Below are 22,554 nucleotides of genomic sequence, written 5' to 3'. Positions count from 1 at the left end.
TGTTGGTGGTTGGCCTCGACCAGACTTGCATGAGGGGACAAAGCGCGCATTTCGATCAGTTACTCTGCGTGCGCTCCCTCTCGTCGGCGGCCCCGCCGAGCCCGACAAGCCCCTTGGAGACACCGCCCAGTCGCGGCTCGAAGCGCTTCATCTCGCGCTGTCCGACCGTCGCGATGAGTCCGGGCAGGTACCCGCGCGCTCCCTGCATCCCACGCAGCCACCACTGCGCGTACACGTGCGCCGAGCGCCGCTCGATGCCCGCGACGATCCGGTCGACGGCCGGGCCGAGCGGGTAGGTGCGGTTCGACGGCCACGGCAGCCGCCGGCGCAACTCCCGCATGACCTCGTCCTGGTCGGCGCCTCGCACCATGTCGGTGTCGGTCCAGGAGAGGTAGCCGACGCCGACCTTGACGCCCTTGTATCCGACCTCGGCGCGCAGGCAGTGGGCGAACGCCTCGACGCCGGACTTGGAGGCGCAGTAGGCGGTCATCATCGGAGCCGGGGTGATCGCGGCGAGCGAGGCGATCTGGAGGAAGTAGCCGCGGCTCTCCATCAGTACGGGCAGGAAGGCGCGCGCGGTGACGGCCCCGCCTATGAGGTTGACCTCGATCACCCGGCGCCAGGCGTCGGGGTCCGAGTCGGCGAACGGCCCGCCGGCGGCCACGCCCGCGTTGGCGACGACGATGTCGACCTTGCCGAAGCGCCGCTTGACCTCCTGCGCGACGCGGGCCATGGCCTCGTGGTCGGTGACGTCGGCATACCAGTGGTCGCTGTCGGTGTGCAGCCGCTCGGAGACCTCCTTGAGCGCCTCCGGCTCCAGGCCGACGAGGGCGATCCTCGCCCCGCGCGCCGAGAGCTTGCGGGCGAGCAGCTCGCCGACCCCGCGGGCGGCGCCGGTGACGACGGCGACCTGGCCTTCCAGACTCCTGCGAGCGCTCACGGCGTCTTCTCCTTCTCGGTGGTGTCGAGATACAGCGCGGTCAGCTCACGCACGGCTCGGGTGACGGCCTCGGGCGCCTCGACCGGGGTCATGTGCCCCATGCCGGTGAGCTCGGTGAGGCCCACGCAGTTCGGCAGCGCGGCGGCGAGCCCGCGTGCGTGCACGATCGGGGTGAGCCGGTCGACGGTGCCGCCGATGACGGCGGTGGGCACGGTGAGCCGGCCCACCTCGGCGTCGAGGTCCAGTCCGGCAAGCACCCGGGACCACGCGTGGCGCACCCCGGTGGGACAGGCGTGGACGATACGGGCGCACGCCTCGACCTTGTCGGGCGCGGAGCCGGGGCCCATCGTGGCGTACTTCAGGACCTTCCGGGCCATGGGAGTGACCGGCCCGAGCGGGGCGCGGGACCCCAGGACCGCGCCGGTGATACGGGTCCGGGCGCGCCCGGCGCGCACCGGCAGGACCAGCGCCTCGGCGACCAGCCGTGAGCTTCCGGTGCTGCACAGCAGTACGGCCGCGGCGTGCTCGGCGAACTTCGGACGGCCGGCGGCCGCCATGATCGTCATGCCGCCCATGGAGTGCCCGGCGACGACCGCACGCTCCGCGGGGGCGAGGGCGGCCCCGAGCACCGCCACGAGGTCGTCGGCGAGGGCGGTGGTGCTGTGCGCCCGGGCGGCGGGGGTGCGCCCGTGACCGCGCTGGTCGTAGGCGATGACCCGGTGGGTGGCGGCCAGGGCCCGTATCTGAGCGGCCCAGAAGGCGGTCGAACAGGTCCAGCCGTGTGCCAGCACCACGGCCGGCGCCCCCTCGTCCCCGTGCACCTCGACGTGCAGGCGGGACCCGTCGGCGGAGACGGCGACGAGCTCGCGGCGGGCGGCGGGCGGGGCGTAGGGCCCCGAGACGACGTGCGTCAGCCGGCTCACGCGTCCCCCTCCGCAGCCCCTGCGGTCTCGTCGGCGCTCGCCGCGCGGGCGTCCGGGGACAGCGCCCCCGGCAACGGCGCCGCCCCGGACCCCACCGTGACGGGGAGCCGCTCGCGCTCACCCACCCGTACGACCTCGTATTCGGCGAGGTCGACCGTCCGGGTCTCCCTGCGGAACTCACCGGTCGTGCCGGGCCAGACGGTGGTGTTGCGGCCCTGTGCGTCCAGGTACCAGCTGGTGCAGCCGCCGGTGTTCCACACCGTCCGCTCCATCCGGCTCTGCACGCGCCGGTTCCACTGGTTCACCGCGGAGGGCCGCGCGGCCAGCGCGACCTTCCCGCCGAGGCTGCTCCCACCGAGGACGGCCAGCTGGCGCAGGTAGTCGGCCATGTAGTTGAGCTGCGACTCGATCATGAGGATCATCGAGCTGTTCCCGAGCCCGGTGTTCGGACCGATGATGGTCATCCAGTTGGGGAAGCCGGCCGCGGTCGCCCCGCGCAGCGACCGCATCCCGTCCTTCCACTCCTCCGCGAGGGTCCTGCCGTCCTCGCCGACCACCCGCTCGGCGATCGGCAGGTCCGTGACGTGGAAGCCGGTGCCGAAGACGATCGCGTCGACCTCGGTCTCCGTCCCGTCGGCGGCGACCAGGACCGAGCCCCGGATCTCCTTCAGCCCGGAGGCGACCAGGTCCACATTGGGCCGGTTCAGGGCCGGGTAGTACGTGCTGGAGAGCAGGATCCGCTTGCAGCCGATCCGGTAGGAGGGCGTCAGCTTGGCGCGCAGCGCCGGATCCTTGATCGAGCGCGCCATGTTGGCCTTGGCGAGCGCTTCGACGAGCCCGAGCTGGTTCGGCCGCTTGGTGAAGGCGCTGACCTGAAGGTCCCGGATCCCCCACTGCAGTCCGCGGCGCGCCGCCCGGGTGAAGGGCAACTGGCGGTGCAGCCAGCGCTCCACGGCCGTGATGGCCCGGTCGGTGCGCGGCATCACCCACGGCGGGGTCCGCTGGAACAGCGTGAGGTGCTCCACGTCGGGCGCGATGGCGGGCACGATCTGGATGGCCGAGGCACCCGTACCGATCACGGCGACGCGCTTGCCGGCGAGGTCGTAGTCGTGGTCCCAGCGCGCGGAGTGGAAGACCTTGCCGGGGAACCCGGACAGTCCCGGGATCTCCGGCATCTTCGGCTCGGACAGCGGACCGGTCGCCGACACCACCACGTCGGCGGTCAGCTCACCCTGCGCGGTCTCGATCTCCCAGCGCAGCTCGGCGGCGTCCCAGCGCATCATCCGGACCTCGGAGTCGAGCCGGATGTGGCCGCGCAGCCCGAAGGTGTCGGCGACGTGCTCCAGATACGCCCGGATGTGCGGCTGCCCGGAGAAGGTCCGGGGCCAGTCGGGGTGCGGCGCGAAGGAGAACGAATACAGGTGAGAGGGCACGTCGCAGGCGCACCCGGGGTAGCTGTTGTCGCGCCAGGTCCCGCCGACCGCGTCGGCCCGCTCCAGCACGACGAAGTCCGTGATCCCCTCGCGCCGCAGCCGCACGGCCGCGCCCAGCCCGCTGAATCCGGACCCGATCACCGCCACCCGTACGTGCTCACGCTCACGCCCGCCGCCCGTGCCACGCGTACCGCTCGTGCCACCCATGCCGCCCATGCCCGCCGCCTTCCGCCTCATCCGCAGTCCCAGCCACGCCACGCCGCACACACCATCGAAACACTGCCAGCAATCACTGGCACAATCGGGAGGGTAGAGCAGCCCCGTACTCATGGGTAGGGGTCGGACCCGGAAAGTTACCGCCGGTACGCCATAAGGTGCGACTGTGGCGAAGGACGAGACGCAAGCGAAGACGGTGCGCGAGTACCGCACGGAGGAACTGGCCGAAGCGGCCGGCATCCCGGTCCGCACCCTGCGCTTCTACCGCGAGCGCAAACTGCTCCCACCGCCCCGCCGCGAGGGGCGGATCGCCTGGTACGACGACCACCACCTGGCCCGGCTGCGCACCATCGCCGCGCTGCTCGAACGCGGCCACACCCTCGGCGGCATCGCCGAGCTGACCGCCGCCTTCGAGAACGGCCGCGACGTCGGCCAGCTCGGCGAGCTTCTCGGCATCGGCTGGTCGGAGGAAACCCCGGTCCGGCTCACCCCGGAGGCCCTGGCCGACTACTTCGAGGGCGAGGTCACTCCGGAGAACCTGGCGGCCTCCCTCGACCTGGGCTACGTCGCCGTCGACGGCGACGCGATCGTGCACGTCAGCCGGCGCCTGCTGGAGGTCTCCTCGGCCCTGGTCCGCGAGGGCGTCCCGCTGGCGGCGGTCCTGGAGAGCGGCCGCCGGGTCCGCGAGCACGCGGACGCGATGGCCCTGCTGTTCACCGAGCTGATAGCGACCCACATCTCACCGGACGCGCTCACCCGGCTGCGCCCGCTGGCGAAGAGCGTGGTCGAGGCCGAGCTGACGATGGCCATGGACCGCCTCCTGGCCTCCGCCGCCGGTCAGGAACCCAGCGCGCCCAGCTCGTAGACGACGGTCACGGGCGCGTGGTCGGACCAGCGCTCGGGGTGCGTCTCGGCCCGCTCCACGAAGGCCTTCACGGCCCTCGCGGCCAGCCCGGGGGTCGCCACCTGGAGGTCGATCCGCCAGCCGGCGTCGTTGTCGAAGGCCCGCCCCCGGTAGGACCACCAGGAGTACGGCCCCTCGGTGTCGGGGTGCAGCTCCCGCACCACGTCCACGTATCCGGCGTCCGCGTACACCTTCCCGAGCCACTCGCGCTCCTCGGGGAGGAAGCCCGCGTTCTTCCGGTTCGTCTTCCAGTTCTTGAGGTCGGCCTCCTGGTGGCAGATGTTCCAGTCACCGCACACCACGACCTCGCGGCCGTCGGCGGCGGCTCGCACCTTCAGCGCCGCCAGGTAGGGCAGGAACTCCGCCATGAACCGGTACTTCTCGTCCTGCTTCTCCGTGCCGGCCTCACCCGAGGGCAGATAGAGACTGGCCACGGTCACGCCCGGGAGATCGATCTCCAGGTACCGCCCGCCGGCGTCGAACTCGTCGCTCCCGAATCCGACCTGCACCCGCTCGGGCGCGCGGCGCGTGTAGAGCGCGACCCCGGCCCGCCCCCTGACCGCGGCCGGGGCGAAGACGGTGTGCCAGCCCGCAGGCGTCCGCACCTCCTCCGGGATCTGCCCCTCCTCGGCCCGTACCTCCTGGAGGCAGACCACATCGGCGTCGGAACCCGCGAGCCAGGCCCCGAACCCCTTCTTGGCGGCGGCGCGGATCCCGTTCACATTCACGGACGTCACAGTGATCAAAACTTGCCTCCCACATCGCACAAAACGGGAGCAGCCTACTCGCCGGAGCCGCGGCCGGGCCCTCCCGTCTCACGGCGGGCGCGGGGGGCGACGGGTGGGTTCCGTACGATATTCAGATGTCTCACCGCATCCAGCTCCGCACCGTTCCGTACGACCACCCGGACGCGGTCAAGCTCAACGACCAGGTCCAGCTCGAGTACCAGGAGCGGTACGAGGGTGAGGGCGACGCCACCTTCCTGGACCCGGCGATGTTCGCCGCGCCGCACGGCCTGTACCTCCTGGCGTACGACGCCACGGACACCCCGGTGGCGAGCGGCGGCTGGCGCCGGCAGGACCGGAACGACGAGGGCTACTCGGACGGCGACGCCGAACTCAAGCGCATGTACGTCGTCCCGGAGGCCCGCGGCCTGGGTCTGGCCCGCCGGATCCTGGCGGTCCTGGAGGAGGACGCCCGCGCGGCGGGCCGCCTGCGGATGGTCCTCGAAACGGGCGACCAGCAACCGGAGGCGATAGCCCTCTACCTCTCCTCCGGCTACACCCCGTCCCCCAAGTTCGGCCACTACCGCTTCCACCCCTCCAGCCGCTGCATGGCCAAACCCCTGAGCCACCCGAACCCCGCGAACGCACTGCCCAGCCCCGCCGGCGTCTGAGGCGCGGGGCCCGGGGCGGAGCCCCGATCTTTCAGCCCCACCACGCACAGCCAGCCCCACCACGCACTGCCCAGCCTCGCCGCGCACCATCCAGCCCCGCCGGCGTTTGAGGCGCGGGGTCCGGGGCGGAGCCCCGATCTTTCAGCCCCGCCGGCGTTTGAGGCGCGGGGGTTCGGGGCGGAGCCCCCGGCAGCGGCCCGCAGCCGCGCTACCGCGGAAGCCAGACGGCCCGGTCCGTGCCCCACCGGGACGGCCCCACCGCCCACTCCCCGAAGGGACTGGCGGCGTGCCGCAGCACCCCGTACCCCGACCCCGTCTCCCTCAGCCACCGCTCCGCCGCATACCCCCCGACCGGGCCGCCGCCGGACGCCGGACCCCCGCCGGCCAACCCCCGCACCAGCCACGACCCCGTCCCCGCCAGCGAGAACCGCAGCCGCCGACCGCCCCCCTCCGCCAGCGCCCTCAGCACACCGGCGGCCATCAGATACCCCGTCCCGTGGTCCAGCGCCTGCGCCGGCAGCGCCCCCGGCACACCGTCCGCCCCGCACCGCGCAGCGATCCCGTACCCCGCCTGCACCAGCGAGTCGAACCCCCGCCGCCCCGCCCACGGCCCCCGCCACCCCCACGCGCACAGCTCGGCCACCACCAGGCCCGGCCTGCGCTCCAGCAGCTCCCGCGCGCCGAGCCCGTGGCGTTCCAGCGCTCCCGGCCGGTACCCCGTCACCACCACGTCGGCCTCGGCCAGCAGTGTCTCGAAGACCGCCCGGTCGCCCGCCCGCGCGAGGTCCAGCCGCGCCGACCGCTTCCCGAACCCGGTGTCCGCGTACGCGTCGTCCGCCTCCGCCAGCCCCGGCGAGTCGATCCGCAGGACGTCCGCCCCCAGCACTCCGAGCGTCCGCGTCGCGACGGGCCCGGCGATGACCCGGGTCAGGTCCAGCACCCGTACCCCGGCCGCGGGCCGGCCCTCCGGTGCCGGCCCGAGCGCTCGCCCCCGTACCCCGGATTCCCGTACGGGCTCGACCAGCGGCTGCGGCTCCCCGTACTCCTGGGTGACGGCGACGGCCAGCCCGCCCTCCGCGTACACGATTTCCTGCACCTCGACTGCAGTCCGCCCCGCCACTGCGGCGCGCAGCGCCTCCGGTGTCGTGGACGGCAGCCGGAGCGCCCGCACCAACGCGGCCTGGTGATGCGGGTAGTTGGCGTGCGTACGGACCCAGCCGTCCGCCGACTGCCAGAAGCCGGACAGCGGCGCGAAGGTCACGGGCGCCCGGCCCCCGACGCGCAGATGCCGTTCGCTGACGAACGCCGTCGCCACCGCTCCCTCGTCCACCACGAGACGGCGGGCGTCCCCCGACGCGCCCCCGACCCGCACGGCGGCCAGCTCCGCTGCCGCCAGCCCGCACACCCCGACGGCTGCACGCGCCAATTCCCTTACCGGCAAAGGCCCTTCCCCGAGGTCGCCGGCTCCGGTGTACCGCACCCGCTCGACGAGCTCCGGTGCGCCACCGAGCGCCTCCCAGGCCTGGGCCGTCCCGCCGTCCCGCTCCTCACCGATCGTCATGAGGCCATCATTTCCCACTCCTTCCCGCACGGACCTGATGCGGGTTCCCCGCCGATTCCCTCCGGCGGGGGGCGGGAGCAGCGTTCGGCATCCGGAGAATGGTGCCGTGCACCAGCGATCACACCGCGTGCGCAGCGGATCTCCGTCCACGACGACACCGGCTCCGATGTCCGCCCGGCCTTCCGCCTGAAACTCCGGCAGAACCGACCCGCCCCCGCATTCCCGGGCCGCCCCTGCGGCGGGACCGGCCCGGAAATGCAGAAGATCCCGCCCGATCTTGCGATCGGACGGGATCTTCATCGTCTGTGGGCTGTTCACGAGTACCCCTGACCAGGCACTCCGGAGGCGAATAAAGATCGCTTCCCAGACTGACGAAGATCGTTTCCCGCCCCAGCGACAGGTGTCCTCCGCTGTCAGAGGCAGAGGCGAGGATGTGCGGCATGACGAAGACCGGAGCGGACTACGCGTGGTTCGAAGACGACTTTCCAGACATCGCCGAGGCATACTGCTTCACCTTGGTGCGGGACCTCTCGCCTGCTGAGCTAGTGTCCCGGCTTGCGGGACGACCGGAAGCGCCCCTGCAGGGCATCGCCGCAGTCGTCGACGCCGCCTTCGCCCAGTACGACCTGGAGGATGGCGACCGTCAGATGGTCGCCATGACGACTGTGGGCGCCTGGACGCTGATGATCGAACCCAACGGGTACATCGGAGTCACCGAAGATCGAGCCTTGCCGGCCTCGGCCGGGGCGAGCTGGGTCTCTCACTTCGTCAACATCAATGCCGTCGGCACGTTCCTCTGGGCGGAGGACCAGGTCCTGCGACTCTGCTTCGACCCCATGTTCCCGGAGGATCGGTGGGGCACCGCACCGGACGAGCTGCTGGACGTCATGGTGCGGATCGGCTTCCACCTCGAGGACGAGACTCCGGAAACGGATCTGCCCTCACCAGCGGCCTTCGCTCTGGCAGAGCACCTGACCGGCGTGGCCATCAGTCCGGCGCTGCTCCAGGACACGACCTTCACCTGCGCCACTGTCCAGGCCCGATGACATCGCGCGACCACCCTCCCCGGGTCTGCCCTGTGAATGCGGTGTGGATGATGGCGCGGTGACGAACATCAGTGACGCCCACGTGAAGGTCCACTTCCGGATGGACGTAGATGAGGATGGCTGGCCGCCGGCAAGCGTCGAGAGCCTGTGGGCGGTGAACCTCGGCGACGGCACGGTGCGGCTGGACAACACGCCCTGGTTCGTACGCGGAGTCGCCAGCGGCGACATCATCAAGGTGGAGTGCGATGGCGACGGTGTTCTCTGGGCCGGGGAGACGGTCCGACCATTTCAGAACTGCACGATCCGGCTGATCGTACTGAAGGACGACGGCTCAGCCGCCGCCCGGCAAAGCGTGCTGGAGGTCTTCCACCGCCTCGGCACGACCGGCGAGGGAATCGAGCAGTTCCGGATGGTGGCCCTGGATGTCCCACCTGAGGCGGACCTGCCGCGGATCCGCACGCTCTTGGAACACGGTGAAGCGAAGGAGTGGTGGCACTGGGAGGAAGGCTGTGTCACCGCTGCGTGGGAAGCCGCTGCTCCTGCCTGAGGGCAGCTGAGTTCCATCCCCAGCACGTGGCGGCGGGCTGCACCCATGCCGCTTGTAACGAGTTGGTGCTCGAGCGGCTGCGCACGGCACGCTGTGGGCACGCGTCCTGACGAGGGCGGATGTGGATCCGCGCCGACGCGGCGGCCGAATGCCGCCTGATCTCCCGGGGGGCAGTGGTGAACGAACGGGACGTCCGGCTCAATGAACTCGCGCAGGGGCTGCGCCCCATGTCTGAAGGCATCAAGTGGTTCGACGACCTCGTCCCGGATGACCAGTCCGAGGTGCTGCTGTTCCTACGTCATCACTGTGCCCAGGCGCGCGCTGTCGCCGAGGATGCGCCAGAGAGCATCCGCCGTGCTGGGCTGCGCCAGACGCATACGCCCGCGGTATTGATCTCACGCGGCCGGATCGACGATCAACTGGGAAAGATCGCCGGTCTCACGCCTCTCGACGAACGTCGAAAGGCGTTCCGGCTGCTGATCGCAGTCCTGGCGGTTGCCGACGAGCGGCGCCGCGAGCGCTTCTGCTCCCGCGGCTGCGGTCATTGGTGGCACAGACTACCCGTCGACGGCTGATTGGATCCGACCGCTCGGACGTGTTGCCACGACCGCGGGCTCCTGAACAACGTACGGTGCTACATCCACTTTGAGGGCTCCGGGGCGCCCGACGGCTGCTTTGGGACACCCCTGACCGCACCTCTCGCTGTGGGGCGGGGGCCGCCTATGATCCAAACCAGGGGAACAGGGGAGGATGGGCATGTCAGGAGACGCGAACAGCACCGGAACAAGGCTGAACGGCGTGGATGGTGTACCGGCTGGCCCCTTGGCTCCGGGAGGCGGGAGCGTATTCGGCTCGACGCCGGCGGAGAAGAAGGCAGCGGCAAACACCATCGAGACCGAGCTGGAGCCCAACACCAAGAAGGCTGCGGACGGTGCGAAGGACAACACGAGCGCGGCGGCAAGGAGCCTTGATGGCTGGGAGACAGCCTCCGGCCTGAAGAAGGTGACGGAGACCTGGGACCAACAAGCGAAGATGCTGATGGGACGCCTGAGCGCCGAAAAGGCCTCCCTGCGAGGGGCCTCGGGCCTATTCATGCAGAACGACGTGCGGACGGGTGACCAACTCCGCGCAGTGGGCCCGAAATCCAAGCTCGAGTGACTGTAGGGGGATCGGGCACGTGTTGACATACCAGGAAGTCATGACGACCGATCTCAGCGTCCTGACGACGGCTGCCGAAAAGTGGCAATCCATGGCCGCTGATCTGTCGAAGGTTGAAGAGCGCTACGGGGAGACGGTCCAGAAGATCACACTGGGCCAGAACTGGCTCGGGCTCAGCGTGGAAACGGCGCACACGAAGTTCGCAACAACTCGGCGCGAGTACAAGTCCGCGCAGACCGAAGCGAAAGCGGTGGCCAAACTGCTGACGGACGCGCATACCGGTTTCGCGGACCTGAAGAAAAAGGTCGAATCGGCGCGGGACGATGCGGTGGCCGCGGGCATGGCGGTATCGGCGGCGGGACGCGCCACCTTCGACTTCACACGGGTCCAGGACCCGGCGCAGGCGCGGACCCTGCGACGCGACCCGGACTTGAAGAGCGTCGAGGAGTCCTGGACCGCGCACATCGCCGCAGCGGTGCGGGCAGTGGACGAGCTCGATAAGGCGGTCAAACAGGCGCTCGAAGCCGTGGTCGTGGACGGAAACATCCTCGACGGCACCATCGGGGGGTTCAACGCCTCGGCCACTCCCGTCATCCCGCCGACGGGGTCGGCGCGGAGCGAGCAGAAGTTCACCGACGCCGAAAAGTGGATCTTCGATGAGATGAAGCGAAACGCAAAGTCGGACACGGTCGGGCAGATGCGGTCCCTGCTGGACAAACCCGAGTGGTACGAATTCGGGCGCAACTACGGTTCCGACATCAACGCAGCACTGACGATGTGGGGCGTGAAGGTGGCCCCGGGACAGGACTGGGACCACAAGCCGCAGCTCCAGGAACGGTACGACCTCCAAACGCTTGACGACTACTACTTCAAGCAGCCCGGAACGAACCGCGAAGTCTTCTACGACATCTACTCCAACGTCCACTACGGATACGTCGGCCGGGCAGCCGGCTTCGACGCGGACACCTTGATCAAGGGCGCCTCCCTTGGAGAAACGCTGCTCACCGGAGACGACGACCAAGGCGATCAGATCACGATGCGCATCGGCATCGACCTCTACGACAAGTACGGCGACAACCTGACCGAGGAACAGCTCCGGCAGGGAATCAACGACGCGATGGACCAGATGGAACAAGCGCAGCGCAACGGTGAGAACGTCCCGCAGGTCAGGAACCGGAAGTGACGCGGGGACAGTGGGGCTGTGCGGTCGCCCCCGTTGCCGGTCTGGCCACCGGTGTGCTCGGGGCGGTGCTGCTGGCAGCCGCCTGGCGTGCGTGCGACGTAGGAGTGAACGGCGCGGCCAATGGGCTTGCGCTGATCTTCTACGGAGCCTTGCTCGCGATCATGGCGGCTGTGTGGTGGGGGGTGTTCATCGGGTACGTCGGACGCTGGAACCTCACGGCCGCCCTCCTGGGCGGCACGGCCGGCGCGGCGGTCATGATTTGGATCTTCGTGGCTCTCCTCCAGGTTCCCAACGGCTACCGCTGCTAACGAGTTCGCCCCCGACGCGGTGCCGCGCCGAGCACGGCCACATCCACTCCGCAGTCTGGGATGGAGCCACTGGCCGGCAGGCCACGAACCGGCTTCAACGGCTGGCGAACGATCTCGTCCTGGTGCCCGTCCGCCTGGCCCAGCAGCGCGGGTACCTGCGCCACCGGAGCGGCGATGTGGGAGTGGACGCAACCTCGATCCCGGTCCTGGCCCGCCCGGACAGCGATCGCTCGGGGACCGCCTCGGTCGAGATCACCGCAGGCTGGCACTACCGTGGCGGTTCCAACGAAGGGATCTTCGGCTACAGCGCAACCCTGCTGGTCGCCGCCCATTCCCGCACGAGCGAGCAGGCGGCCAAGGGACGCAGGGCACCGTCCTACCCGCAGCTCTGCCTCGGCCTCACCTTGGACACCCCCACCGTCCGTACAGGTGAGAACGCAGTCGCCGTCTTGGCACAGCTCGCTGAGCTCCGGACGCCCACTGGAACCTGCGCAGCCGACCGCGCCTACACCGGGTGCTCGCCGGAGAAGTTCCAGGTCCCCAAACGCCGGCTCGGTTTCCGCCTCGCACTGGACTACAAGGCAGCCGACCGCGGTATCCAGGGCAGCTGGCAGGGAGCCGTGCTGATCGACGGCTCCCTCGCATGCCCGCAGATCCCCAACGTGTTGGCCCAGGCCACCCACGGCATGGACGACAAGACCTTTCGCCAGCGGCTCGATGAACTGAAGCCGGTGATCGCTGAGAGGCTGCCCTACTTCCTCAAGCTCAAGCAGAACGCCGATGCCCGAGGCACCGTACGCCTGCAGTGCCCCGCCGCCGGCCCGTCCCCCTCGGTGAACTGTCCTCGCCGAGAACGCCTCCGGCCCGCAGGGCCGAGCACTTCCGGCCCCCACAGACCGTGGTCCGGCTCGCGGATCGACGGTCCCGCGCCAGCCACCCGGCTGCCCGCCCGACCGTCCAACTCCCTGACGGCGAGTGGATCGACCCTCCGCGAAAGGACGAACTGCCCGCTGTCTGCGGCGCATCCGCGATCAGCGTGCCCGCAGACGCCGCCGGAGATCTGAAGACCGCCAAGTTCCGGCAGGACAGCCACTACCTCAGCCTGGCCTGGGAACGGATCTACAAGCCGATCCGCTCGCACAACGAGGGCCTCAACGGACGGCTCAAGGGCGCCGAGCTGAACATCGGAGAGCCCCTGCATCGCCGGGCTCCAGGGCAGGTCGCCCAGACGCTCCTGGTCGCCATCATGGTGACTGTCGGCAACCTCGACATCTTGGAGACCTGGCTCTACGAACGGACGGGCAGCCGGCTCTCCGACACCGAGTTCGAGTCCGTGCCAGCCCCGCCAGGTCTTGACCCACGCCACGTCCTGGCTCCGCTGGGCACTGGCCGACATCCGCCGGGCAACCTCTGATCGGTCAGCGACACAGCCAGACATTGTGATCACCAGCCCCGGGCAACCGGGGCCCCTTCGCATGCCCCCAGAACAGCCAGAAGCCTGCCGGAGGGGATGTGATCCGGTGCACGCCGCCATCCATCACCCCGAACAGGCATCGAACGACCCCGTAAACGACGAAGATCCCGCCCGATCTTGCGATCGGACGGGATCTCGTGAACGTTCCTGAGAGCTACTCAAGAACAGTCGTCTGTGGACCTGTGGGGATTTGAACCCCAGACCCCCTCGATGCGAACGAGGTGCGCTACCAGACTGCGCCACAGGCCCTTGCGACGTGTGAAACATTAGCATCCCCGCGCGGGTGCTCCAAAACCGATATCCCGGAGCGTCCGCGCAGGTCATCGATCATTCGTTCGCGGCGCGCGGGCGGTCGTCGCTCTCGTACTGGTCGAACAGCGGGGTGCGGGCGCCGCCGCCCTGGCCGCGCGGGCGCGGGGTGGTCTGGGGCTTCGGGTCCGGCTTGGGGGCCGCGGGCTGGGCCCGCAGGCGGGGTTCGGTCGGCTCGGCCGTGCTCGAACGGGTCGCGCTCCAGGCGTCCGGGGCCGTGGGGCCGGTGGCGCGGGGGGCGACCGGGGCCGTCACGTACGTCGGCAGCGGAACCGGGACCGGCTCCCAGCTGTCACCGCGGGCGGGGCCGCGTTCGCGCTCGCGCTGCTGGTCCACCCACTCGGCGTGGTCGGTCTGCTCGACCAGCGCGCGCCGCCCGGCCTCCTGCGGGGAAACCGGTGGCGCAGGGTCCGGTTCGGTGCCCGCGGCGACGCCGGTGCCCGCCGCGGACTCGGGCTCGCGGCGGCGCGAGCGGTTCTCGCGCAGCTGCCGCGCGGCCGCCTCGGCGCGCCGCCGGTCCATGGTGAACTCGTAGCGCCGCCGCTCCTGGACCCGCAGGTGCACGATGTACGTGCTCAGCAGGAGGGCGGGCACGGCGGGGGCCCACAGGTAGCGCAGCCCTCCCACCGCGGCGACGACCGCGCCCAGGGTGAAGACCAGGAAGAGGAGCGCGGTGGTGCGCCGGCGGCGCGCGAGGACCTGGAGGCGCTGTTCGCGCCGGGCCCGCTCCGCCCGCTGCTCCCGTTCGGCGGTGGCCGGTCTCGGCTCCGCCCTGGTCGGGGGCACGACGAAGGCCCGGGCGTCGGCGTCGACGGAATTCACCGTCTCCGTCGCGGCGTCCGGGTCCGCGTGGGGCTGGGGCCCCGCCTCCTCGTCACCGCGCTCACGCAGCCCCTTGGCGTAACGGCGCTCCATTCCCGCCCGGCCGGAAAGCAGCCGAATGGCGGTGGAGAAGCGTTCCGTCGGACGAGCCTCGTTCAGCTCGTCCTGCCTCCGGAGCCACATGGGCACCAAGTAGGCGGCCCACGCCCCGACAATGACTGCGTAGATGAGGCCGCTGCTGCTCACACCTCACACCGTAGAGGGGCGCGGGCGAGGGGATCGGCCAATTGGGCCGGTGTGTCGCACGATCTCGCTGATATCACGGACTTTTTTTGTGATTCTTCGGATCAGGTTATGGGCGAATCGGTAACCCGGACCCCTAATTCGAACAGTTATTCGCTTACTGTTCCGGCGGACCCGTTATTTCGGGAGGACGGCGAGTGGCGGGCCCGGTGCCAGCGGCGCAGCAGCCCCTCCGGCACCTCCTCCACCGTGACCGCGTAGACGAGGTGATCGCGCCAGGCCCCGTCGATGTGCAGATAGCGCGGCCGCAGCCCCTCCTCGCGCAGGCCCAGCTTCTCCACGACCCGCCGGCTCGGCCCGTTCTCGGGGCGGATGCACACCTCGATCCGGTGCAGGCCGACCTTCCCGAAGCAGTGGTCGATCGCCAGCGCGACCGCCGTCGGCATCACCCCGCGGCCCGCCACGTCGCGGTCCACCCAGTACCCGACGTGCGCCGCGCACATCGAGCCCCAGGTGATGCCGGCGACCGTCAGCTGGCCCACCAGCCGGCCCTGGTACTCGATGACGAAGGGCAGCATCCGGCCGGCGTTCGCCTCCGCCCGCAGATGACGGACCATCTGGCGGTACGTGGGTCGCTGGATCACCGGCCCCCACGGCGCGGGCGGCGGAATCGTGGCCTCCCAGGGACGCAGCCAGTCGCGGTTGCGCCGGTTGACCTCGCGCCAGGCCTTCTGGTCCCGCAGTTTTATCGGCCGGAGCGTGACGTCGCCGTCCGCCAGGACAACCGGCCAGGAGGGGCCGTTCAGCTCGCGCTCCCGGAGGGTCCCGCCGGTCTGGGGTGGTCCCCGCCGCGGATCTGGTCCACGGCGTGCGGCAGGACGCGGGACAGGACGGCGAGGCCGTCGCGTACTCCGCCCGTCGAGCCGGGGAGATTGACGATGAGCGTGTGTCCGGCCACGCCCGCCAGGCCCCGGGACAGGGCCGCGGTCGGCACCTTGGCCAGGCCTTCGGCGCGGATGGCCTGCGGGATGCCCGGGATCTCGTAGTCGAGCACCCGCGCGGTGGCGTCCGGGGTGCGGTCCGTCGGCGAGATCCCGGTCCCGCCGGTGGTCAGGATGACGTCGTACCCGGCGGCCACGCCCTCGCGCAGCGCCCGTTCGACGGGATCGCCGTCCGGGACGACCCGCGGGCCGTCCACCGTGAAACCGAGCTTCTCGAGCGCCTCGGCCAGCAGCGGGCCGCCCTTGTCGGCGTACACGCCCTGCGAGGCGCGGTTCGAGGCCGTGACGACCAAGGCCATGCCCAGGGGCGCGGCCGCGGGCCCGGGGTGCCCGAGCTCGGCGGCGGGCTCCGGGTGAACCGCCGAGGACTCACCGACCGCGGCGTGGTGGCTGTGCACCTCGCCGCCGCGCGGGGGGTTCACGAGCGCGCCCAGTCGCCGGACTTGCCGCCGGTCTTCTCCTCCACCCGGACGTCCGTGATGACGGCGCCCTTGTCGACCGCCTTGACCATGTCGATCACGGTGAGGCCGGCGACCGCGACCGCGGTCAGCGCCTCCATCTCGACGCCCGTGCGGTCGGTCGTCTTCACGGTGGCGAGGATCTCGACGGCGTCGTCGGCGACCCGCAGGTCCACCTTCACGCCCGAGACGGCCAGCGGGTGGCACAGCGGGATCAGGTCGGGGGTCTTCTTCGCCCCCATGATCCCGGCGATCCGCGCGGTGGCGAGGGCGTCGCCCTTGGGCACGCCCTCGCCGCGCAGCAGCTCGATCACCCGGGGAGAGACGAGTACACGTCCGCTGGCCCGCGCCGTCCGGGTGGTGACGTCCTTCCCGGAGACGTCGACCATCCGGGCCGCGCCGGCCTCGTCGATGTGGGTGAGCCTGCTCTCGGTACTCATTGCTGCGCCGCTCCGCTCTGGGCCCCTGGGGGGCCTGTGTGGTGCGACACACGCTACCCGCACCGGCCGCCGACGGGGCGCGCCGGGGGAACAGGTCCGAGTGCACGGGGGAGACCGCGGGCGGGGGCACCTCCCGGCGGTGGCCGGGGCGAGCGGATTTCAAGCCCGTACGGAATGGTGAATCCGGCACGAAGCGCCCCCGGAGGCGCACGACTGCAGCGGCTCAGCCGAGCAGTACCACTTCCAGCTCGCTCCCGGGCTCCACCGAGGTGACGTCCTCCGGTACGACCATCAGCGAGTCGGCGTGCGCCAGCGCGGCGATCAGGTGGGAGCCCGATCCGCCGACGGGGCTGACCGTGCCGCTCTCGGCGTCGTAGGCACCGCGCAGGAACTGGCGGCGGCCGGCGGGGGAGCCGAGCGGCGTGTCGGCCTTCAGCACCGCCCGCACGCTCGGTCGCCGGACCTCGGACTCCGGCAGCCCCATGAGGGTGCGGATCGCGGGGCGCACGAACAGCTCGAAGGAGACGTAGGAGGAGACCGGGTTGCCGGGCAGCGCCAGCAGCGGGGTGTGGTCCGGGCCGATCGTGCCGAAGCCCTGGGGCTTGCCGGGCTGCATGGCGAGCTTGCGGAAGTCGATCCCGCCCCCCGCGACGTCATCGGCGTCCGGATCGCCCGAGCCGACGGCGGACAGCGCCTCCTTGACGACGTCGTACGCGCCGACGCTGACCCCGCCCGTGGTGACCAGCAGGTCGGCCCGGATCAACTGGTCCTCGATGGTGGCGCGCAGCGTGTCGGCGTCGTCCTCGACGGCGCCCACCCGGTAGGCGATGGCCCCGGCGTCCCGCGCGGCCGCGGCCAGCGCGAAGCTGTTGGAGTCGTAGATCGTGCCCGCGGTGAGCGCCTCGCCGGGCTGGACCAGCTCGCTGCCGGTGGACAGGACCACCACGCGCGGGCGCGGCCGCACCCGGACGGTGCCGCGCCCGATGGCGGCGAGCAGGGCGATCTGAGGCGGCCCGAGGACCGTGCCGGCCGCGAGCGCCAGGTCACCGGCCTGGACGTCGCTGCCGCGCGCACGGACGTGGGCGCGGGCCTCGGCGGCGCGGTGCACCCGCACCTCCCCGCCCGCATGCTCGGGGGCGGCGCTGGCCGGGGTCATGCCGGCGGCCGCGCCGCCGCCCGTGCCGCCGTCGGTCCACTCCACGGGTACGACGGCCTCCGCGCCGGGCGGCAGCGGGGCGCCGGTCATGATCCGGGCGGCCTCGCCGGGGCCCACGGCGGGCAGCTCACCGCTGCCCGCCGCGACGTCCCCGACGACCGTCAGCACCGCGGGGAACTCCTCGCTCGCACCCTGGACGTCGGCCGTGCGGACGGCGTAGCCGTCCATGGAGCTGTTGTCGAAGGGCGGGAGGGCGACGGGCACGGTGACGTCCTCGACCAGGACACAGCCTTGGGCGTCCAGCAGCTGGAGCTCGATGGGCTCCAGCGGCCGGACGGTCGCGAGGACGTCCGCGAGGTGCTCGTCCACGGACCACAGACGGTGGCCGGTGTCCTGCGGTGCGGAACTGCTCAAGGTGCTACATCTCCTCCGTGACGTAACGGCGAAGCCAGGTGCGGAACTCCGGGCCCAGGTCCTCACGCTCGCACGCGAGGCGGACGATGGCCCGGAGGTAGTCGCCGCGGTCCCCGGTGTCGTAGCGACGGCCCCGGAACACCACGCCGTGCACCGGACCGCCGACACTCTCGTCGGCGGCCAGCTTCTGCAGGGCGTCGGTGAGCTGGATCTCCCCACCGCGGCCCGGCTCGGTCTCCCGCAGTATGTCGAAGATCGCGGGGTTGAGGACGTACCGTCCGATGACCGCGTAGTTGCTGGGGGCGTCCTCGGGCTCCGGCTTCTCGACGAGTCCGGTGACGCGGACCACGTCATCCTCGTCCGTGGCCTCGACGGCGGCGCAGCCGTAGAGGTGGACGCTGGCCGGGTCGACCTCCATGAGCGCGATGACGGTGCCGCCGGTGCGGGCGTAGATGTCGGCCATCTTGCGCAGCAGCGGGTCGCGCGGGTCGATGAGGTCGTCGCCGAGCAGGACGGCGAAGGGCTCGCGGCCGACGTGCGGCTCGGCGCACAGCACGGCGTGGCCGAGGCCCCGAGGGTCGCCCTGGCGGACATAGTGCATCGTGGCGAGGTCGCTGGACTCCTGGACCTTCTTCAGCCGGTCGTCGTCGCCCTTGGCGATCAGAGCCGACTCCAGCTCGTAGTTCCGGTCGAAGTGGTCTTCCAGCGGACGCTTGTTACGCCCAGTGATCATGAGCACGTCGTCCAGTCCCGCCGCCACGGCTTCCTCGACCACGTACTGGATGGCCGGCTTGTCCACAACCGGGAGCATTTCCTTCGGGGTCGCCTTGGTCGCCGGAAGGAAGCGAGTGCCGAGGCCAGCGGCCGGGATCACGGCCTTCTTGATCACGGGGTGCAACATAGTCATGGCCCGAACGATAGTGGGTCCAGAAGAACGCCAGGCTAAATCGCCGTTGGTAGATCCGTGTATGCCCCGATTCGCAAGGATATTTGATTCCGTCGTGGCACAGAACCCGCCCACCGCCTCCGCCAAGGCCGAGCTCCGCCGAGAACTCCTCGCCGCCCGCCGCGCCTTGTCCCCCGTCACCTGCCGTACGGCGGCCTCCGCACTCGCCGTCAGGGCTCTCGAACTGCCCGAACTGGCCGATGCGCGCACGGTGGCGGCGTACGTCTCCGTCGGCACCGAACCCGGCACCCGCGCACTTCTCGACGCCCTGCGCGCGGCCGGCAAGCGGGTGCTGCTGCCCCTGCTGCTGCCCGACAACGACCTCGACTGGGCCGCGTACGAGGGCCCGCAGAGCCTCGCCGAGGCCGCCCACCCGGGCAGGATGCGGCTCCTGGAGCCGACCGGACCGGCGCTCGGCCCGGACGCGGTGACCGCGGCCGACGCCGTGCTGCTGCCCGGCCTCGCGGTGGACGGGCGCGGCATGCGGCTCGGTCGCGGCGGGGGCTCGTACGACCGGGTGCTGGAGCGGCTGGAGCGCGCCGGGGCGCATCCGGCGCTGGTCGTGCTCCTCTACGACGACGAGGTGGTCGCGCGGGTCCCGGAGGAACCGCACGACCACCCCGTTCAGGCGGTGGCCACCCCGTCAGGGGTGCGCCGCTTCAGCCCGTGACGCCCGCGTGGACGCCTACGACCCCCCGGGCGTGAGGGTCAGGGTGTCCACCGTGGCCCTGTCGACGGCGTCCTTGCCGAAGGGCCAGTCCAGCAGCTCTCCCTTGGCCCACATCGTCGTCTGGTCCGTGTAGTGGGAGTTGTACGCGTGCCCCGAGGCGCCGGTCAGGTTGATCCACCGGGATTTGTCGAGGTCGTTGAGGTTCACGACCATGCGCATCGACGGCACCCAGGTGACCCCGTACCCGCTGGAGGCGTTCCAGCCGGTCGCGTTGACCGTGGCCTCGCCGCCGCCCAGGTTCCACGGGCCGCGGTTGAGGAGCCACTGCATGAAGCCGGGGCCCTCGGTGCCGATCGTCTGGTTCTTGAGCGTCAGCTGGTGCAGGCGGCCCCAGCTCCAGGTGGACTGGTCCTTGCCGAGCTTGGCGGTCAGCTCCCAGCGGGCGTCCTTCATGGCCCGGGCGAAGAGCTCGTCACGGGTGGTGGTCGCCGGCTGGGTCAGGGTCCTGGGCGAGCTCCACCACTGCGACTTCTCGTCCTTGACCAGGCGGCGGACCACCTCGAACCAGCGGTCGCCGCCGTCGGGCTGCGCCGAGTCGGAATCGCGCGTGCCGCACTCGCGGACCGTCTTGGCGAGGTCGTCGGCCGGGCCGGTGCCGTTGCCCAGGACGTTCATGCAGCTGCCCTCGATCCGCAGCTCCTTGGGCATCTTGTCGCCGAAGGACAGCTTGAGGATGTTGCGCCAGACCGCGTTGAAGTAGGCGGCGGCCGCCGAGTCGGGCTCCTGGGTGTAGTTCCAGCCGTCCAGCAGCTTCTGCGCGGCGCGCACGCCCGGGTCCGAGACGTCTATCTTCGCCAGCATCGGGGTCAGCAGCGCGGCGATCTCGCTGCTGTTGTCCATCTGCATGGTGCGCATGTCGTCGGTCGAGATCTTGCCGCCGTCCTTGATCTTCGCCTCGATGAGGTCGTTGATCCGCTGGCTGCGTGCGCCGTAGCCCCAGTCGGTGGTCAGCAGGTGGGGATACTTGCCGGCCCCGCTTCCGCCCTCCGCGACGGCCTGGTTGGCCGTGACGATGTAGCCGCGCGACGGGTTCTGGTCCCAGGGCAGCTCGTTCTGCGGGATGTAGCCCGCGTTGCCGTCCCGGCCGCCCTTCCAGGCGTACTTGGAGTCCCAGCCGGGGGCGGGCATCTTGCCGTCGCCCTGGCCGCGCATCGGGATGCGGCCCGGGGCCTGGTAGCCGATGTTGCCGTAGGGGCCCCTGTTGTCGGCGTAGATCAGGTTCTGCGAGGGGACCTCGAAGTCGGCGGCCGCCTTGCGGAAGTCTTCGAACGTCTTGGCCCGGTCGAGCTTGAAGACCGCGTCCATGGACTTGCCCGGGTCCAGCGCGGTCCAGCGCAGGGCGACGGCGTAGCCGTCGCCGCGGTCGGGGGCGGAGCTGGCCACGGGGGCGCGGGTGCCGACCGTGGCGAGCTCCTCGCTGCGGTCGGAGACGAGCGGTCCGTTGTTGGTGATGCGGACGGTGATCTTCTTGCTGGCGCCGCCCGCGACCTTGATGACCTCTTCACGCGTGGTGAAGGGGAGCACCTTGTTGTCGTAGACGTAACCCTCGGGCTTGACCTGCTCCAGGTAGAGGTCGGTGACGTCGGCGCCGAGGTTGGTCATGCCCCAGGCGATGTCGGCGTTGTGGCCGATGACCACGCCGGGCATGCCGGAGAAGGTGTAGCCGGCCACGTCGTACTGGCACTGGGCCGAGACCGTGCGGCAGTGCAGGCCCATCTGGTACCAGACCGAGGGGAGCTGCGGGGACAGGTGCGGGTCGTTCGCGAGCAGCGGCTTGCCGGTGGTCGTGTACTTGCCCGAGATCACCCAGGAGTTCGAGCCGATGCCGCTGCCGTTGGGGCCGAGGATCGCCGGAACCTCGTCCAGGGTGTCGGCGAGGGCCGACAGCTGGGTGCGCAGACCCACGGTCGCGCCCTGGGCGGTGGCGTTGCCGGCGAGGCCGGTGGCGGTGCCGGTTCCGGTGCCGGCCGTGCCCGTCGAGGCCTGCGAGCCCAGGGCGGCGGCGCCGCCCGAGCCGGAGCCGCTGCCCGTGGAGCCGGAGCCGCCGGAGCCCTGGGGGGTGTACTTGCCGCCCTCGACCTTGCCGCCCTCGACGACCGGCTTGTTCCGGTCGAAGGGGTACGGCGGGTAGAGCTCGTCGATCTGCTGCTGCGAGAGCTTGCTCGACATCAGCGCGCGGTCGATCTCGTCCTGCATGTTGCCGCGCAGGTCCCACGCCATCGCCTTGAGCCAGGCCACCGAGTCCACGGGCGACCACTGCTCGGGCTGGTAGTCGTCGCTGAGCTTGAGGGCCGCGTGCTCGACGGAGAGGTCCTTGCCGGACTTGCCCTTGAGGTAGGCGTTGACCCCGTCGGCGTAGGCCTGCAGGTACTTCTTCGTCTCGGGCGAGAGCTTGCCGGCGTACTCCTCCTCCGCGACCTGGCGCCAGCCCAGCGTGCGCAGGAAGGCGTCGGTCTCGACCTGGCCGGAGCCGAACATCTCCGAGAGCCGCCCGGAGGTCATGTGGCGGCGGACGTCCATCTCCCAGAACCGGTCCTGGGCGTGCACGAAGCCCTGCGCGCGGAAGAGGTCGTCGTCGTTGTCGGCGTAGAGCTGGGGAATGCCGTGGGCATCGCGCTTGACTTCGACGGTTCCGGTCAGGCCCGGCACCTTGAGGGAGCCGGTCGTCTGGGGGAAGGAGGCGCGCACGCTGTCCACGCTCCAGTACGCCCCGTAGCCGAGGCCCGCGAAGAGCGCCAGGACCAGAACGAGCACGATCAGACGCGCGCGTCGTCCCTTCTTCTTGACGGGAGGAGCGGTTTCGTTGGCGGGCATCGCTGTCCTTAGAGGGGCAGGTGGTCCTGGGAGTGCTGGGAGCAACCATAGGCGCAGGACCCGCTTCGTTGATCCGCCAGGGGTCGAGGACCTGAGGACAGGGGCGAACAGGCGTTTCACAATGTGGGTATC

23 protein-coding genes and 1 tRNA gene are annotated in these 22,554 nt (G+C 70.9%); 11 read left to right on the top strand and 13 right to left on the bottom strand.

Going from position 1 to position 22,554, the window contains the following annotated elements:
• Positions 1 to 55: 55 nt before the first annotated feature.
• From ACWGIF_RS18165 to ACWGIF_RS18155, 3 genes are read right to left on the bottom strand one after another with little or no spacing between them, the layout of a single operon-like run.
• Complete coding sequence (locus ACWGIF_RS18165; RefSeq protein WP_453498203.1) at positions 56 to 940, bottom strand: SDR family oxidoreductase; 885 nt, start codon at positions 938 to 940, stop codon at positions 56 to 58.
• Positions 937 to 1,863: an alpha/beta fold hydrolase gene (locus tag ACWGIF_RS18160; protein ID WP_453498200.1), complete on the bottom strand. Its 927-nt coding sequence runs from the start codon at positions 1,861 to 1,863 to the stop codon at positions 937 to 939. The genes ACWGIF_RS18165 and ACWGIF_RS18160 overlap by 4 nt, the downstream gene beginning before the upstream one ends.
• A complete protein-coding gene (locus ACWGIF_RS18155) occupies positions 1,860 to 3,503 on the bottom strand; it encodes a flavin-containing monooxygenase (protein ID WP_453498259.1) in 1,644 nt (547 codons plus the stop codon). Before ACWGIF_RS18155 ends, ACWGIF_RS18160 begins: the two co-directional genes overlap by 4 nt.
• 175 nt (positions 3,504 to 3,678) lie before the next feature.
• Here ACWGIF_RS18155 and ACWGIF_RS18150 point away from each other — a divergent pair, with 175 nt between their 5' ends.
• A complete protein-coding gene (locus ACWGIF_RS18150) occupies positions 3,679 to 4,377 on the top strand; it encodes a MerR family transcriptional regulator (RefSeq protein WP_453498197.1) in 699 nt (232 codons plus the stop codon).
• Here ACWGIF_RS18150 and ACWGIF_RS18145 read toward each other — a convergent pair.
• Positions 4,350 to 5,162, bottom strand: coding sequence for an exodeoxyribonuclease III (locus ACWGIF_RS18145; protein WP_453498194.1), 813 nt, complete (start codon positions 5,160 to 5,162; stop codon positions 4,350 to 4,352). The two genes, ACWGIF_RS18150 and ACWGIF_RS18145, sit on opposite strands and share 28 nt — an antisense overlap.
• A 116-nt stretch (positions 5,163 to 5,278) precedes the next feature.
• On the opposite strand from ACWGIF_RS18145, the gene ACWGIF_RS18140 reads away from it, so the two are divergent.
• Positions 5,279 to 5,812: a GNAT family N-acetyltransferase gene (locus tag ACWGIF_RS18140; protein WP_453498191.1), complete on the top strand. Its 534-nt coding sequence runs from the start codon at positions 5,279 to 5,281 to the stop codon at positions 5,810 to 5,812.
• A gap of 208 nt (positions 5,813 to 6,020) precedes the next feature.
• Here the strand turns inward: ACWGIF_RS18140 and ACWGIF_RS18135 are convergent, their stop codons facing one another.
• Positions 6,021 to 7,373: a CoA transferase gene (locus ACWGIF_RS18135; protein WP_453498188.1), complete on the bottom strand. Its 1,353-nt coding sequence runs from the start codon at positions 7,371 to 7,373 to the stop codon at positions 6,021 to 6,023.
• Positions 7,374 to 7,813: 440 nt separating this feature from the next.
• Here ACWGIF_RS18135 and ACWGIF_RS18130 point away from each other — a divergent pair, with 440 nt between their 5' ends.
• From ACWGIF_RS18130 to ACWGIF_RS18095, 8 genes are all read left to right on the top strand, one after another.
• A complete protein-coding gene (locus ACWGIF_RS18130) occupies positions 7,814 to 8,419 on the top strand; it encodes a DUF6461 domain-containing protein (protein WP_453498185.1) in 606 nt (201 codons plus the stop codon).
• 58 nt (positions 8,420 to 8,477) lie between these two features.
• Positions 8,478 to 8,966 (top strand): DUF4265 domain-containing protein, encoded by a 489-nt coding sequence (locus ACWGIF_RS18125; protein ID WP_453498256.1) that lies wholly within the window; start codon positions 8,478 to 8,480, stop codon positions 8,964 to 8,966.
• A gap of 119 nt (positions 8,967 to 9,085) precedes the next feature.
• Positions 9,086 to 9,541 (top strand): DUF5958 family protein, encoded by a 456-nt coding sequence (locus tag ACWGIF_RS18120; RefSeq protein ID WP_453498182.1) that lies wholly within the window; start codon positions 9,086 to 9,088, stop codon positions 9,539 to 9,541.
• Between the two features lie 181 nt (positions 9,542 to 9,722).
• Positions 9,723 to 10,124, top strand: a complete 402-nt coding sequence (locus ACWGIF_RS18115) for a hypothetical protein (RefSeq protein WP_453498179.1) — start codon at positions 9,723 to 9,725, stop codon at positions 10,122 to 10,124.
• Positions 10,125 to 10,164: 40 nt separating this feature from the next.
• Entirely contained in the window at positions 10,165 to 11,307 is a 1,143-nt protein-coding gene (locus ACWGIF_RS18110; protein WP_398669132.1) for a polymorphic toxin type 44 domain-containing protein, read from the top strand.
• Entirely contained in the window at positions 11,304 to 11,615 is a 312-nt protein-coding gene (locus ACWGIF_RS18105; protein WP_453498176.1) for a hypothetical protein, read from the top strand. The genes ACWGIF_RS18110 and ACWGIF_RS18105 overlap by 4 nt, the downstream gene beginning before the upstream one ends.
• Positions 11,616 to 11,791: 176 nt before the next feature.
• Positions 11,792 to 12,679, top strand: coding sequence for a hypothetical protein (locus tag ACWGIF_RS18100; RefSeq protein ID WP_453498173.1), 888 nt, complete (start codon positions 11,792 to 11,794; stop codon positions 12,677 to 12,679).
• Positions 12,652 to 13,029, top strand: a complete 378-nt coding sequence (locus tag ACWGIF_RS18095) for a hypothetical protein (protein ID WP_453498170.1) — start codon at positions 12,652 to 12,654, stop codon at positions 13,027 to 13,029. The genes ACWGIF_RS18100 and ACWGIF_RS18095 overlap by 28 nt, the downstream gene beginning before the upstream one ends.
• Positions 13,030 to 13,264: 235 nt before the next feature.
• On the opposite strand, the gene ACWGIF_RS18090 is transcribed toward ACWGIF_RS18095, so the two are convergent.
• The 7 genes from ACWGIF_RS18090 to galU all read right to left on the bottom strand — a co-directional run bounded on the left by ACWGIF_RS18090 (position 13,265) and on the right by galU (position 18,839).
• A tRNA-Ala gene (locus ACWGIF_RS18090) sits at positions 13,265 to 13,338 on the bottom strand.
• A gap of 78 nt (positions 13,339 to 13,416) precedes the next feature.
• Complete coding sequence (gene sepX, locus ACWGIF_RS18085) at positions 13,417 to 14,466, bottom strand: divisome protein SepX/GlpR (RefSeq protein ID WP_453498167.1); 1,050 nt, start codon at positions 14,464 to 14,466, stop codon at positions 13,417 to 13,419.
• Positions 14,467 to 14,612: 146 nt separating this feature from the next.
• Positions 14,613 to 15,269, bottom strand: coding sequence for a GNAT family N-acetyltransferase (locus ACWGIF_RS18080; RefSeq protein ID WP_453498253.1), 657 nt, complete (start codon positions 15,267 to 15,269; stop codon positions 14,613 to 14,615).
• On the bottom strand, positions 15,266 to 15,763 hold the full coding sequence (locus ACWGIF_RS18075; RefSeq protein WP_453498250.1) for a MogA/MoaB family molybdenum cofactor biosynthesis protein: 498 nt from the start codon (positions 15,761 to 15,763) through the stop codon (positions 15,266 to 15,268). The genes ACWGIF_RS18080 and ACWGIF_RS18075 overlap by 4 nt, the downstream gene beginning before the upstream one ends.
• A gap of 119 nt (positions 15,764 to 15,882) precedes the next feature.
• Entirely contained in the window at positions 15,883 to 16,362 is a 480-nt protein-coding gene (moaC, locus tag ACWGIF_RS18070) for a cyclic pyranopterin monophosphate synthase MoaC (protein ID WP_326589930.1), read from the bottom strand.
• 223 nt (positions 16,363 to 16,585) lie between these two features.
• Complete coding sequence (gene glp / locus ACWGIF_RS18065) at positions 16,586 to 17,932, bottom strand: molybdotransferase-like divisome protein Glp (RefSeq protein ID WP_453498163.1); 1,347 nt, start codon at positions 17,930 to 17,932, stop codon at positions 16,586 to 16,588.
• 4 nt (positions 17,933 to 17,936) lie between these two features.
• Positions 17,937 to 18,839: a UTP--glucose-1-phosphate uridylyltransferase GalU gene (gene galU, locus ACWGIF_RS18060; protein ID WP_453498161.1), complete on the bottom strand. Its 903-nt coding sequence runs from the start codon at positions 18,837 to 18,839 to the stop codon at positions 17,937 to 17,939.
• Positions 18,840 to 18,933: 94 nt separating this feature from the next.
• Between galU and ACWGIF_RS18055 the strand changes: the two genes are divergently transcribed.
• Positions 18,934 to 19,548, top strand: a complete 615-nt coding sequence (locus ACWGIF_RS18055; RefSeq protein ID WP_453498158.1) for a 5-formyltetrahydrofolate cyclo-ligase — start codon at positions 18,934 to 18,936, stop codon at positions 19,546 to 19,548.
• Positions 19,549 to 19,563: 15 nt separating this feature from the next.
• Here the strand turns inward: ACWGIF_RS18055 and ACWGIF_RS18050 are convergent, their stop codons facing one another.
• Complete coding sequence (locus ACWGIF_RS18050) at positions 19,564 to 22,422, bottom strand: penicillin acylase family protein (RefSeq protein WP_453498155.1); 2,859 nt, start codon at positions 22,420 to 22,422, stop codon at positions 19,564 to 19,566.
• Between the last annotated feature and the right edge of the window lie 132 nt (positions 22,423 to 22,554).

Source organism: Streptomyces sp. NPDC054849, from assembly GCF_053610945.1.
The sequence above is the reverse complement of the archived record's forward strand: the minus strand, read 5'-3'. Positions and strand labels throughout refer to the sequence as shown.

What these genes read in the sequence shown, in the direction of transcription:
- ACWGIF_RS18155 (WP_453498259.1), bottom strand. Translation starts at nt 3,503, where the DNA reads ATGGGTGGCACGAGCGGTACGCGTGGCACGGGCGGCGGGCGTGAGCGT.
- ACWGIF_RS18140 (WP_453498191.1), top strand. Translation starts at nt 5,279, where the DNA reads ATGTCTCACCGCATCCAGCTCCGCACCGTTCCGTACGACCACCCGGAC.
- ACWGIF_RS18135 (WP_453498188.1), bottom strand. Translation starts at nt 7,373, where the DNA reads ATGACGATCGGTGAGGAGCGGGACGGCGGGACGGCCCAGGCCTGGGAG.
- ACWGIF_RS18130 (WP_453498185.1), top strand. Translation starts at nt 7,814, where the DNA reads ATGACGAAGACCGGAGCGGACTACGCGTGGTTCGAAGACGACTTTCCA.
- ACWGIF_RS18120 (WP_453498182.1), top strand. Translation starts at nt 9,086, where the DNA reads ATGTGGATCCGCGCCGACGCGGCGGCCGAATGCCGCCTGATCTCCCGG.
- ACWGIF_RS18115 (WP_453498179.1), top strand. Translation starts at nt 9,723, where the DNA reads ATGTCAGGAGACGCGAACAGCACCGGAACAAGGCTGAACGGCGTGGAT.
- ACWGIF_RS18110 (WP_398669132.1), top strand. Translation starts at nt 10,165, where the DNA reads ATGACGACCGATCTCAGCGTCCTGACGACGGCTGCCGAAAAGTGGCAA.
- ACWGIF_RS18075 (WP_453498250.1), bottom strand. Translation starts at nt 15,763, where the DNA reads ATGGCCTTGGTCGTCACGGCCTCGAACCGCGCCTCGCAGGGCGTGTAC.
- moaC (WP_326589930.1), bottom strand. Translation starts at nt 16,362, where the DNA reads ATGAGTACCGAGAGCAGGCTCACCCACATCGACGAGGCCGGCGCGGCC.
- galU (WP_453498161.1), bottom strand. Translation starts at nt 18,839, where the DNA reads ATGACTATGTTGCACCCCGTGATCAAGAAGGCCGTGATCCCGGCCGCT.
- ACWGIF_RS18050 (WP_453498155.1), bottom strand. Translation starts at nt 22,422, where the DNA reads ATGCCCGCCAACGAAACCGCTCCTCCCGTCAAGAAGAAGGGACGACGC.